The organism is Galbibacter pacificus (genome assembly GCF_029603165.1).
GTDB lineage: Bacteria > Bacteroidota > Bacteroidia > Flavobacteriales > Flavobacteriaceae > Galbibacter > Galbibacter pacificus.
Genome location: NZ_JAQSVC010000002.1, coordinates 81,129 through 94,084 on the forward strand (window position 1 = coordinate 81,129; position 12,956 = coordinate 94,084).

Below are 12,956 nucleotides of genomic sequence, written 5' to 3' on the forward strand. Positions count from 1 at the left end.
AAATGAAAAAACTTAGCATATACACAATAACATTAGCAATGTTGATATTGGGTTCCTGTACCAAGGATTATCTGGACACAGAACCAATGACAGAGCTTACAAGCGACAGCTTTTATCAAAATCCGGGAGATGCATACGATGCACTTGTTGGATGTTACGACGGAATGCAGATAGCAGTGGGCGCATCGGGATTGTCGTTCCCGATTGCTTCCGAAGTATTATCAGACGATTGTTTTGGAGGAACAGGGAATTCAGATGGATTTGGTTACCAAATGTTGGATGAATTTGATGTGAGCAGGTCACCATCTGATGTAGATTTGTACAACGATACTTGGATAAAATACTATCAGGCCATCTTTAGGTGCAACACCTTGCTTCAAAAAATGGATCAAATTGATTGGTCTGGAAATGAAGAGTTACAGTTAACATACGAATCGGAAGCCCGGTTCATTAGGGCCTATTTATATTTCGATTTGGTGCGCTTGTTTGGTCAAGTTCCATTATTAACCGAACCTTCAGATGAGAACATTCCACAATCTGCACCCGAAGAAATTTATGCGGTAATTGCTCAAGATTTGCTTTTTGCTTCAGAAAATATGTCGTCTGAGCCTTACACTTCGGTTCAGGCCGGTAGGGTTACCAAATGGGCAGCAAAATCAATGTTGGCACGAGTTTACCTGTATTATACAGGATATTATGGAGCTTCAGACTTGGTTGGTTTGGTTAATCAATCTTCAGCATTGGCACAATTAGAAGATGTCATAGCGCAAAGCGGTCATGGTTTGGTAGACGATTTTAGTACTTTATGGCCTGCTGCTTCCGTTGAAAATTTTGAAGGAGAAAATAACAAGGAAATTGTTTTTTCAATAAAATTCACCTATACAAGTGATTATGATGGGAATACTGATGGAAACCACTGGATGGTAATGTTCGGTATGCGTGAATTTGATTATTATCCTTTTGGAAGGGGATGGGGAGTTACCGTGAACCCGGAATTGTATAATTTATATGAAGAAGGCGACGCAAGGAGAGCAGCCACCATAATTGCCATTGATGAAGATGAAATTCCATTTGAAAATCAGGACAAACAAAGGGAATATACCGGTTATTACAACAAAAAGTACAGTCCGATGACGGATTATGATGAAGACGGAAACCTGGGAAGCGTAGCAGAACAATTAGGCGCACTCAATTTTCAAATAGGCCAGTTTCAAGATTATTACGTAATGCGTTATGCCGATGTTTTATTGATGGCCGCAGAACTGGGAAGCTCCAATGCACAACAATACTTTGATGAAGTAAGGCAAAGGGCCCTTGGAGATAATTTTGTTTCGCTAACGGCAAACAAAAGCAACATAATGAAGGAGCGACACAAAGAGTTTGCCATGGAAGGCATCAGGTATTGGGATCTGCTTCGCCAAGGAGTAAGCACAGCAGCCTCAACCTTGGCAACAAGCACTACTGTTTTAAATGGTGGAGTAACGACCGAGAAAACCATTTCGGCAGGAAATATTCAAACCACAGAAGGTTTGCAACAAATACCAAATACGCAAATTACATTATCAAACAATGTTTTGAAGGAAAACACAGGATGGTAATTATTAAATTTAAAAAATAGAAAAATGAAAACTATATATAAATTTGGTCTCATGGTATTGTGCATTGCGGCATTTTTTGCTTCGTGCGATGATCATGAAAATAGCCTGGGGGATAAATTAGACCCATCTGAACTTCAATATACCATTGAGCAGGATTATTCCATAGACGAAGGGGGTAATACAGTAATTCTCACCAATAATACTCCAGAAACGGTGCCTGTATGGAATTATGGAACAGGACGCTCCAACAGGGCCGTGGATACCATTCATTTTGCTTTTGCAGGCGATTATACCATCCAGTTTTCGGCAATGACCGATGGCGGTTTGGTGGATGCAGATCCGGTAACTGTTTCGGTAACACAAGACAACCTGAATTATGTAAACGACGAACTTTGGATATTTTTATCTGGAGGGCCCGGACATGAAAAGTCATGGGTTTTTGATAACGGCCAATATGGGTTGGCTCCCGGGGCAATGTCGTATGCAGACCCGTCTGGAGTTGTAGAATGGAACGATTTTACGCCAAACTGGGAACCCGAAGGCAATGCAAATGGAAGTACAGATGAAGATATGCATTGGGGAAACTACATGACCTTTAGCTTAATTGGAGGACCGTACATGACCACACACGATAGCGAAGGAAATGAATTAGAAAGCGGGACGTACTATTTAGACAAGGAAGCACATACCTTAACAACTACCGATGCCACTATTTTAAGACCGGATAATTTTATTCCGAATGTAAATAATTGGAATAACGATCTTAAAATATTGACATTGACAGAAGACCAGTTGCGAATAGCCACTTTGCGGACCAATGATGAAGGCGAATGGTGGTATATATGGAATTATGTCTCTAAAGAATATGCCGATAACTATGTTCCGGAAGAAACAGAACCCGAAGTTGATGAAGGCTTTGAGCCTACTTTCGAGCCCGGTGAATTGCTTGAAATGCTAACAGGCGGTATTGGTTCGGGCAGGATTTGGGAGCTCGATGGAAACGGAAACCCTGTAGATTGGCTGGCTTCTGGTGCCGGTTGGACGGTAGACCATACCAGTTCGTATAGTTGGGGATGGGACGATAATTGGGCGGCCATTGCATCCAATTCTTGGATTCGTTTCGATCAATGGAACGGGACACAAACGTATACCCGAAATCAAGATGGCGTAGAAACTTCCGGTACGTTTACCATTAACGAGGCAACCAACGAAATTACTTTAGATGGCGAAACCTTAATTCAAAATGAAGGACATTGGATGAACCCAACTACCAATACAATTACAGTTGTTAAAGCGTTTGACGATTTTGACACGCAAGGTATTTGGTTTGGTACCAGTTATAATCCAGATAGCGACGAATGGTTGGTTTTCCATTACATCATTCCGTAAGGCATTATTTTAAATTACAGAAGGAGAGTAGCGTATGTTACTTTCCTTGCTGTTATAACTATAGATATATAAACAATGCAATTATTTTTAAACAGAAAGTTTAAGTTAGCTTTTTATATTGCATGCGTCGGGTTGTTCGGCGCATGCAATTCTTCATTAAAAAACGAAGCGTTGGACTTTGATAGAAAAGCCGACTTTAACGATAAATGGAGTTTTTATTTAAACGATAGTATTCGTGATAACGATACAATTTCTGAAACAACAGAATGGCGTACACTAAACCTGCCACACGATTGGAGTATTGAAAAGCTTTTTGACGAAAACAGCCCGACAGGTCATGGCGGAGGCTATCTTTCTGGAGGTTTGGGATGGTATAAAAAGGAATTTTCTATTGATGAAAGCGGTAAAAATAAATTAATCTCTATTGTTTTTGATGGAGTTTACAGCAATAGCCAAGTTTGGATCAATGGGCATTATCTTGGAAAAAGGCCAAATGGATATATCTGGTTTGAATACAACCTGACACCTTTTTTGAATTACGGAAAAACTAAAAACGTGATTCTTGTAAAAGTAGACAACTCCAAACAACCAAATTCACGTTGGTATTCTGGTTCGGGCATATACCGAAATGTGTGGTTAAAAACAACCGCAAAACTTCATGTGGATACTTGGGGAACGTACATTACCACTCCAAAAGTGTCTAAAGACAGCGCAGTTGTTAAAATAGAAACTGCTGTTCAAAATTCAGATAGGCAAGAAAAAACTGCCATGTTGCGTACACGTATTTTCGACGCAAATACTATGGTTAAAACCGTTAAGGAAGCGTTTGCCATTGGTGCGGGTCAAAACCAAAAAATAACTCAAAATATCCTGTTAGATGCTCCCAAACTATGGTCGGACGCGCATCCACATTTGTATCGGGCATATACCGAAATTTTTGTTGATGGCGAATTGATAGACCAATACAAAACAAATTTTGGGGTAAGAAGCTTTAAATTCGATCTGGATAAAGGTTTTATGCTAAACGGAAAGCAAACAAAAATAAAAGGTGTGTGTATGCACCACGATTTGGGACCTTTAGGAGCAGCCATCAATACTCGTGCTATCGAGCGTCAATTAGAAATTCTAAAAGAAATGGGGGTAAATGGAATTAGGACTTCCCACAATCCACCGGCACCCGAACTTTTGGATTTATGCGATGAAATGGGCTTTATCGTTATGGACGAAGCTTTTGATATGTGGGAGCGAAGCAAAACTAAATTCGATTATGGAAATGTTTGGGAAGAATGGCATAAAAAAGATTTGGAAGCCCAAATTTTAAGAGACCGTAACCACCCCAGCATTTTTATGTGGAGCATCGGAAATGAGATTCCGGAACAATGGAACGAACGTGGTGCAGAAATAGGAAGGGAATTATCAAAAATTGTAAAAACCCTTGATACAACACGCTTGGTAACAGCGGGAATGAATCCTCCAATCCATATAAAAAATAAGGAAGTAACCCTTCAGTTTGAAGATACGGCAGCCGAACCCAATGCTTTGGCAGGATCGGGTGCGTTGGATATTATTGGGTACAATTATGCGCATCAAACGTATGCCCAGCATCAAAAGAATTTCCCGAATACACCTTTTATTGCCACCGAAACCACCTCGACTTTGCAGACAAGGGGACATTATGATTTTCCTTCGGATACCACCAAAATATGGCCCGTGCGCTGGGACAAGGTTTTTACGGAAGGAAACCCGGACAATACGGTTTCTGCTTTCGATCAAGTAAGGGCGCCTTGGGGTTCGTTGCACGAAACGGCTTGGAAAATCATTAAAAAACACGACTATCTTTCCGGAATGTACATCTGGACAGGGTTTGATTACATAGGTGAACCTACGCCATACACTTGGCCTTCCAGAAGCTCGTATTTTGGAATTGTAGACTTGGCAGGTTTCCCAAAAGATGTGTATTATATGTACCAAAGCGAATGGACCGATAAAACCGTGTTGCATTTATTTCCGCATTGGAACTGGAAAGAAGGTCAAACAGTGGATATTTGGGCATATTACAATCATGCTGATGAGGTAGAGCTCTTTTTAAATGAAAAATCTTTAGGAACGAAGCGCAAAGAAGCTGATGATCTTCATGTTATGTGGCGCGTTCCTTTTGAAGCGGGCACGTTAAAAGCAATTTCTAGAAAAAATGGAGCAGTTGTTATGGAAAAAGAAATTAAAACTGCCGGAAAAGCGGCGCAGTTAAAATTGCATGCCGATAGAAATACCATTAAAGCCAACGGAAAAGACCTTTCTTTCATTACGGTAAACATTCAGGATAACAAGGGCATATTTGTTCCTAAGGCCAATAATAAAATTTCTTTTCAGTTGGGAGGAGATGGCAAAATTGTGGGCGTTGCCAGTGGCGATCCAACCAATCACGAATCATTTAAAGGAACAAAACATAGTGCATTGAATGGAAAATGTTTGGTAATTGTTCAAGCCGGAGATAAAGCATCAACAGTAACGCTTACAGCTACGTCACCGGGTTTAAAAGAAGCAACTATCAATATTCAACTCAACTAAAAAACGAGCGTACAATTAACTAAAAACAATGAAAAGAGAACATCATACAAAAAGGAGTAGCATCAACAAGTACATTGCAGGAAGTGTTCTTGCCTTGCTGATGTTTACCAAAACCGATGCGCAAATACAACATGCCGATGTATTGAATGCGCCGGTCGATATAAGCAAAGATTTTTATAATTACGAAAACACATTTTATTTTGCAGATCATTTAACAGATTTTGATCCCAAATCGGGGAAAGGAACCCTTGAATATAAAAGATACCAATACCAAAGTAGGCAGGCATTCAACAATATGTTGATGAAACCAGATACGGTTCCGGCAAACGAATTTCCGGCCACAGAATATGAGTCGGCACCACATTTGCCATTTCAAATTCAGTTTGTTTCAGATAGGACGATCCGCATAAAAATGACATCGGGACCGCAATTTCATCCGCAGGAAGAATCGTTGATGTTGGTTAATGGAAAAGCACCCAACAATCCCGATGCATGGACGTATAAAAAAATAGAGGGCGGTTATCAATATTCCAATGAAAACGGAAAAGTCGTAATTATTGAAAACCCTTGGCATGTTAAGATTTATGACGGAAAAGGAAAACTTTTAACCAGTACTTTGCACAATACAGATGTAACCAATACATACACACCGGTGCTGCCATTTTCTTATGTAAGAAGGAACAGCGATTATTCCCGAAGCATGGCGGCGGTTTTTTCGCTTCAACCGGATGAGAAAATCTTTGGTTGCGGAGAATCTTTCATACAATTCAACAAGCGTGGAGAAAAGGTGGTTTTATATACAGATGATGCCAACGGAGTACAAAACGAAACCATGTACAAGCCAATTCCTTTTTACATGAGCAGTCGCGGTTATGGTGTTTTTATGCATCATTCAACACCAATTACGGTCGATTTCGGCAAGTATTTTAGTGGCGCCAACGAAATGATGATTGGCGACGATGAAGCCGATTTGTTTATCTTTTTGGGCGAACCTAAAGATATTTTGGACGAGTACACAGATTTGACCGGTAAATCTGTAATGCCGCCGTTATGGTCGTTTGGTTTTTGGATGAGCAGGATTACCTATTTCTCGGAAAAAGAGGGCAGGGAAGTGGCCAAGGAATTGCGCAAGAATAAAATTCCGAGCGATGTTATTCATTTCGACACCGGTTGGTTTGATGTAGATTGGAGAAACAATTATGAGTTTGCTTCAGAAAGGTTCAATAATCCTAAAAAAATGTTATCCGACCTTAAAGACGAAGGTTTTGAAGTATGTTTGTGGCAATTGCCATATTTTACGCCCAAAAATACCTTGTTTAATGAGATTGTCGATAATGGTTTGGCTGTAAAAGATAGAAAAGGAAACATTCCTTATGAAGATGCCGTGCTGGATTTTTCCAACCCAAAAACAGTGGAGTGGTATCAGGAAAAACTGAAACATTTGTTCGATTTGGGCGTGAGTGTTTTTAAAGTTGATTTTGGAGAAGCAGCACCGGCAAATGGAATTTATCATTCAGGACGTACCGGTTTTTACGAGCATAATTTATATCCGTTACGATACAACAAAGCAGTTGCAGAAATCACTAAAAAAGAAAAAGGATATACGCTTATTTGGGCACGGAGTACCTGGGCTGGAAGTCAACGTTACCCATTGCATTGGGGAGGAGATGCCGCAACTACCAATACGGCAATGTCTGCAACACTTCGCGGCGGACTTTCATTAGGGTTGAGCGGTTTTTCTTTTTGGAGCCACGATGTTGGAGGATTTGTTACAAAATCTCCTGAAGATTTGTATAGAAGGTGGACCCCTTTCGGGATGCTTTCGTCGCATGTAAGAAGTCATGGCGAACCACCAACAGAACCTTGGTTGTACAATAAAGATTTCCTCGATGCTTTTAGAAAGGCAGACAACATGCGTTACGAATTAATGCCATATATTTATGCGCAAGCCAAAGAAAGTTCGGAAAAAGGATTGCCAATGATGCGGGCTCTTTTTGTAGAGTTTCCAAACGATCCGGGCGCATGGCTTGTGGATAATGAATACCTTTTTGGTGCTAGCATGTTGGTAGCTCCTTTGTTTGAAAATGAAACATCCAGAGCAGTATACCTTCCCGAAGGTACCTGGATAGACTATCAAACTAAAAAAGTATACCAAAGTGGTTGGCATACCATTGAAGCTGGTGAAATACCAATTGTAGTGTTGGTAAAAAACGGAACGGTAATCCCTCATATTAAATTGGCACAATCTACTAAAAATATGGATTGGACACAGTTGAAGCTTAACGTATATGCTACTGCTGAAACGACAACTGCTAAAGGGAAAGTGTACCTTCCGGCAGGGGAAAAATTACATACTGTTACTGTTGAAAAAACCGGAAATACTTTTGAAGTTGAATCAAATTCACTTCAAGGAAAAACATCGTTTAAGGTAGAATGGACTAAATAATAAACTATGCTCATAAAATTAAAATACTGTATAACCACTATTTGTGCATATGCTCTAATTGCATGTACCAAAGAACAGAAACCAATAGAAGTTTCATCACCCGGGAATGTAAATAAAATAACATTTTCATTATCAAACAATGGCATTCCACAATACCAGGTTTTGCACGGAGAAACACAGGTTTTAAACCCTTCAGAAATGGGGTTTGTATTTAAGGATGCCGATTCTCTATATAAAAATTTTGAGATTGTAAATGTTCGGCAAGACTCTTTCGATAACACTTGGACACAGGTTTGGGGTGAAAAAAAAGAGATCAGAAATCATTACAACGAATTAAAAGTTGAATTGAAGGAAAAAGGAACAAAGAACCGAAAGTTGAATATTGAATTCAGGGCTTTTGACGATGGGGTTGCATTTCGGTACGTATTTCCGGAACAGGGAATTAAAGACAGCATTTTTATCATGGACGAGTTGACCACTTTCAACCTTTCAGATGATGGAAAAGCATGGTGGATTCCCGCTTATGGCCAACAGCGTTATGAATATCTTTATAAAGATTCGCCGGTGAGCGCATTAGATACCGTTCATACTCCATTAACAATAGAAAGCAAAAACGGATTGGCATTGAGCTTTCACGAGGCCAATTTGGTAGATTTTGCAAGTACTACTTTGGCACATACCAAAGAGACAACCTTAAAAACCGATTTAGTGCCTTGGGCAGATGGGGTAAAAGTGAGAACCACAAAATCGTTTACCACACCTTGGCGAACTTTGCAAATTGGTGAAAAACCAACCGATTTAATTACTTCGCACCTTATTTTAAACTTAAACGAGCCCAATAAAATTGAAGATACCAGTTGGATAAAGCCCTTTAAATATATGGGAATTTGGTGGGCGATGCATATTGGAAAATATACTTTTTGGGAAGGGGAAAAACAAGGAGCTACAACCAAACATGCCGAGGAATATATTGATTTTGCCGAAAAAGAAGGCATAGACCATTTATTGATTGAAGGTTGGAACAAAGGTTGGACGCCTGATTGGTACAAAAATGCCATGCATCAATTTAGTTTTACCAATGAAGCCGATAATTTCGATTTAGAAACGGTTACCGATTATGCTGCCAAACATAATGTTCGCATTATCGGGTACCACGAAACAGGTTCGAACATCGATAATTACTTAAAGCAAATTGACAGTGCTTTTGCATTGTACAATAAAGTAGGTATTCACGATGTAAAAATTGGGCATGTAGGTTCGTTGTTAAAAATGAAAGAATGGCATCATGGTCAATTTGGCGTGAATTATTTTAGATATGTTTTAGAAAAAGCGGCCGAATATCACCTTACCGTTCTGTATCACGAACCAATTAAAGACACCGGGGAACGAAGGACATTCCCGAACATGATGGCCCGGGAAGGGGCACGCGGGCAAGAATACAATGCATGGAGCGAAGGAAATCCGCCGAGTTATACCACCATTTTGCCATTTACGAGGCTTTTATCGGGCCCCATGGATTTTACCGCCGGAATTCTGGATGTGGAAGTAAAGCAAGGATATCCGGGACGGCGGGTGCACAGTACAGCAGCCAAACAATTGGCTTTGTTGGTAACCGTTTTTTCGCCTATACAAATGTTGGCAGATCTTCCTGAAAATTACGAAGGACAACCGGCTTTTCAATTTTTAAAAGAAGTACCTACCAATTGGGAGGATACCAAAATTTTGAACGGAGAAATTGGCTCATATATTACAACCGTTAGAAAAGATATTAATAGCGACGATTGGTATTTGGGAAGCATGACCAATGAAAAGGCTAGAGATTTTGATATTCCATTATCCTTTTTAGAAGAAAATGCCACTTATGAAGCACAAATTTATGCCGATGCCGAAGGAACCGATGAAACCCATAACCCGGATGCCATTGCTATTTCAAAGAAAAAAGTTACCACTTCTGATGTGTTAAAACTCCATTTGGGTGCCAGTGGAGGAGCAGCTATTCGTTTTAAAAAACTGAATTAAGTTTTTTTAAAAGAAGCATCGGTTAAAATAAAAAGAGAGGTATTTTGTTAATATGCTTTCAAAGAAAAAAGGGATATCATTAGGTATCCCTTTCTCATTTTCAGGATACTTTAAATAGGAAATCATTAAAATGTTAATAAAATCAGAACTTGTTAATTTTCAGTATTTTAGTAAATAGACTCATTTTCTGCAAAATAAATCTTTAAATCGAAGTATATAATCTTGTTAATCAGTAATTTATAGGGTCGCTATTATTTTTTTTGTTTTAATATAAAATTAATATTTATATTTAAATCGTTGAAAAACAGTATTTTGTGATGTATTGATAAAATTTAACATTTTTATTGTACGACTTGTAGTCCAAACGGAGTTATACAACGTATACATAAAGAGGTATTTTGTCGGTAATATATGCATTTCGTCTATTGTTTTTAAACAAGCCTCAATACTAAAATTAATTTTAAAAGAACTTAACCATGAAAAAAAATAGCTGGTCGATGCTGTTGATTTTATTGATGATTTTTTTCACGTCCTGTACAGATGATAAGGCTTTGGAGTCTTTAATTAATGGAGAGGATGATAATATGGAAATAATCGATCCGGATCCTGAAGATTCAGACGATCCCTATAATGTAATTACAGATGCGGTAGATATTCCCTGTGATTACGATTTTGCCGCTACAGAGGCAAATGCTTCCCTTAACATTAGTTGCGATTACGATTTGGGCGGTAAGTCCATTCAATTGGCATCGGGTGTAAAATTAAATTTCGACGGTGGAGAAATAGTAAACGGAAGTTTGGATTTTTCCGGAGACGGGGTAATCGATGGTCAGTTATTAAATATTGACCTGAAAATAGACGGCGATGTAAAAATAGAACACCCCCATTTTATTTTCGAACCTTCCCGATGGGATATGGTGGAAGGCAAAACTTCTGATGAAAATGCCTTTCAGAATAAAGAACATATAAATGTTGCATTAGAACTTACTCATGAAATTGGCGGCGAGGTTTTTGAAATTGATAAATTGGATGCCTATTTCTATGGAAAGCGCCTTACAAATCATCCTCCGTATAGTTATGCTGATAATTCCATTAAAGTACCTACGGATACACATATTCTTATGAGCGACAATACATTTCTTAGGGTACAACCTACTAATAACCCCTTCAGCAGGCTTCTTACTACTTTTAAAGGCCAAAATATAACCATTGAAGGTGGGAATTTAGTAGGAGACCGTTACACACACGATTATTCTGCGGTTGTAGATGAAGTTGGCGTTTCAAGAAATACCCATGAATATGGTGGCCTGCTCATGATATTGGGTTCGCATAACGTAGTTGTTGATAATGTAAATATTTACGAAGGAAGTGGCGACGGAATTATGGTACAAGGTTCTTCTATACGGGAAAGGGACGGTTCTATTAAGGATGGAAACTTTCAATCTGAAAATGTGGTGATAAGCAACAGCTTTATAGATAAATGCCGAAGAAACAATATTTCAATAACCGACGGGAGTGGTATTACGGTAGAAAACTGTACCATTTCGGGAGCCGGGGGCGAACACGGTTCTGGTAAAGATTACGAGGGGACTGCCCCGGAAATAGGAATCGACCTTGAAGCATACAGGGAGAGAAAAGACGACGGCTCGCTTTATGCATATGAGCAGTTGGAAAACGTTACCATTAAAAATAATAAATTTACGGGCAATCATGTGGCCGATGTACTTGTTTTTACTGCTGATTTTATCAACATAGAAAACAATACAATGGATAACAGAATAGGGATTAACGCAGGTCATGATGTGAAGATTACCGGAAATACCATGAAAGCAAAACCGGATATCCAAACAAATGTAGGTATTGGTTTTGACCATTATACCGTTGCAAATGAAGAGTTGACATATAATATCGAGGCAAGCAACAACAAAATAGCGGGATACGATACTTCTATCCGTGTAGGAAGCTTTAATGTAAAAGTGAATGGAAACGAATTTTATGACTTTAAGCAAGCCATTTACATTACCAATATAGAAGATGCCGAAATAGGAAACAATGTATTTGTTAGCGACAGGGACGTGAGTTATGCATATTTTGCAATGGGCAAAACTACGGTTGCAAAAAACGTAACCATAAAAGGTGAAGATATTAGCGTGACACACCGCCCATTATACTTGACCAATTTGAACGATGCTATTGGCAGCTCCAGCGAACGTATTACTTTTGATGAATGTAAATTTTCATCTTCTAGAGAGCTGTATCTGGATAACTGTAAAAACATCACCATAAAAAACAGTAGTATGAATACGGAGGTCGAGCAAATCAATTCCGAGAATATAGTATTGCAGAATAATAAAATGGAATAAATTTTATTTGGATTGCCCACTATAATCATATCATAAAATAATGTTTAATGTCGCTTCGATCCCGACCAATAATAGCGTCGGGATCGAAGTTGCATATTATTAATAAGGCAATTAGTCAATAAGTTAATAAGAAAAGGGTTTTTCTAGTTTAGAGTTGAGGGTTCAGAGTTGCAGAGGTTCAAAGTTGCAAAGTTCCAAAATTCATCTAACAATGATTAACTAGTAGAGCTCTAGTCACTTTTTCGTTGTTAGCATTAGTTAGCCTATTAACTAATAACAATTAACAATTTCCCTAACAATAATTATCAATTGATAAAAAACAGCCAACTGAGTTCTGCCGACTGCAATTCCAGAACTACCGTCCCAAAACCTAGAACTGCCGTCCCAAAACCCAGAACTGCCGACTGCCAACTACATTTTGCCAACTGCAAACCCAAAACTACCGACTGCCAACTACATTTTGCCAACTGCAAACCCAGAACTACCATCCCAAAACCTAGAATTGTCAACCGCCATCTATATTGTGCCAACTGCAAACCCAAAACTACCGGCCGCCACTTACATTGTGCCAAC

General features: G+C 39.0%; 7 protein-coding genes. 6 read left to right on the forward strand and 1 reads right to left on the reverse strand.

What is annotated here, in order from left to right; genetic code table 11:
* Positions 1-2: 2 nt before the first annotated feature.
* The 6 genes from PSF86_RS04915 to PSF86_RS04940 all read left to right on the forward strand — a co-directional run bounded on the left by PSF86_RS04915 (position 3) and on the right by PSF86_RS04940 (position 12,383).
* On the forward strand, positions 3-1,598 hold the full coding sequence (locus PSF86_RS04915; RefSeq protein ID WP_277898943.1) for a RagB/SusD family nutrient uptake outer membrane protein: 1,596 nt from the start codon (positions 3-5) through the stop codon (positions 1,596-1,598).
* Between the two features lie 24 nt (positions 1,599-1,622).
* On the forward strand, positions 1,623-2,987 hold the full coding sequence (locus tag PSF86_RS04920) for a hypothetical protein (RefSeq protein WP_277898944.1): 1,365 nt from the start codon (positions 1,623-1,625) through the stop codon (positions 2,985-2,987).
* Between the two features lie 75 nt (positions 2,988-3,062).
* Positions 3,063-5,555 carry a beta-galactosidase GalB gene (gene galB, locus PSF86_RS04925; protein WP_277898945.1) on the forward strand — a complete coding sequence of 831 codons (2,493 nt, stop codon included), beginning with the start codon at positions 3,063-3,065 and terminating at the stop codon, positions 5,553-5,555.
* A gap of 100 nt (positions 5,556-5,655) precedes the next feature.
* Positions 5,656-8,001 (forward strand): glycoside hydrolase family 31 protein, encoded by a 2,346-nt coding sequence (locus PSF86_RS04930; protein WP_277899600.1) that lies wholly within the window; start codon positions 5,656-5,658, stop codon positions 7,999-8,001.
* 6 nt (positions 8,002-8,007) lie between these two features.
* Positions 8,008-10,020, forward strand: a complete 2,013-nt coding sequence (locus PSF86_RS04935; RefSeq protein ID WP_277898946.1) for a glycoside hydrolase family 97 protein — start codon at positions 8,008-8,010, stop codon at positions 10,018-10,020.
* Between the two features lie 476 nt (positions 10,021-10,496).
* Positions 10,497-12,383, forward strand: coding sequence for a right-handed parallel beta-helix repeat-containing protein (locus PSF86_RS04940; protein ID WP_277898947.1), 1,887 nt, complete (start codon positions 10,497-10,499; stop codon positions 12,381-12,383).
* 305 nt (positions 12,384-12,688) lie between these two features.
* Here the strand turns inward: PSF86_RS04940 and PSF86_RS04945 are convergent, their stop codons facing one another.
* The gene (locus PSF86_RS04945; RefSeq protein WP_277898948.1) at positions 12,689-12,955 is read right to left on the reverse strand and encodes a hypothetical protein; all 267 of its coding nucleotides are present in this window, start codon (positions 12,953-12,955) and stop codon (positions 12,689-12,691) included.
* Between the last annotated feature and the right edge of the window lies 1 nt (position 12,956).

Excerpts from the sequence above, each read along its gene's own strand:
- PSF86_RS04915 (WP_277898943.1), top strand. The coding sequence starts at position 3 with ATGAAAAAACTTAGCATATACACAATAACATTAGCAATGTTGATATTG.
- PSF86_RS04920 (WP_277898944.1), top strand. The coding sequence starts at position 1,623 with ATGAAAACTATATATAAATTTGGTCTCATGGTATTGTGCATTGCGGCA.
- galB (WP_277898945.1), top strand. The coding sequence starts at position 3,063 with ATGCAATTATTTTTAAACAGAAAGTTTAAGTTAGCTTTTTATATTGCA.
- PSF86_RS04930 (WP_277899600.1), top strand. The coding sequence starts at position 5,656 with ATGTTTACCAAAACCGATGCGCAAATACAACATGCCGATGTATTGAAT.
- PSF86_RS04935 (WP_277898946.1), top strand. The coding sequence starts at position 8,008 with ATGCTCATAAAATTAAAATACTGTATAACCACTATTTGTGCATATGCT.
- PSF86_RS04940 (WP_277898947.1), top strand. The coding sequence starts at position 10,497 with ATGAAAAAAAATAGCTGGTCGATGCTGTTGATTTTATTGATGATTTTT.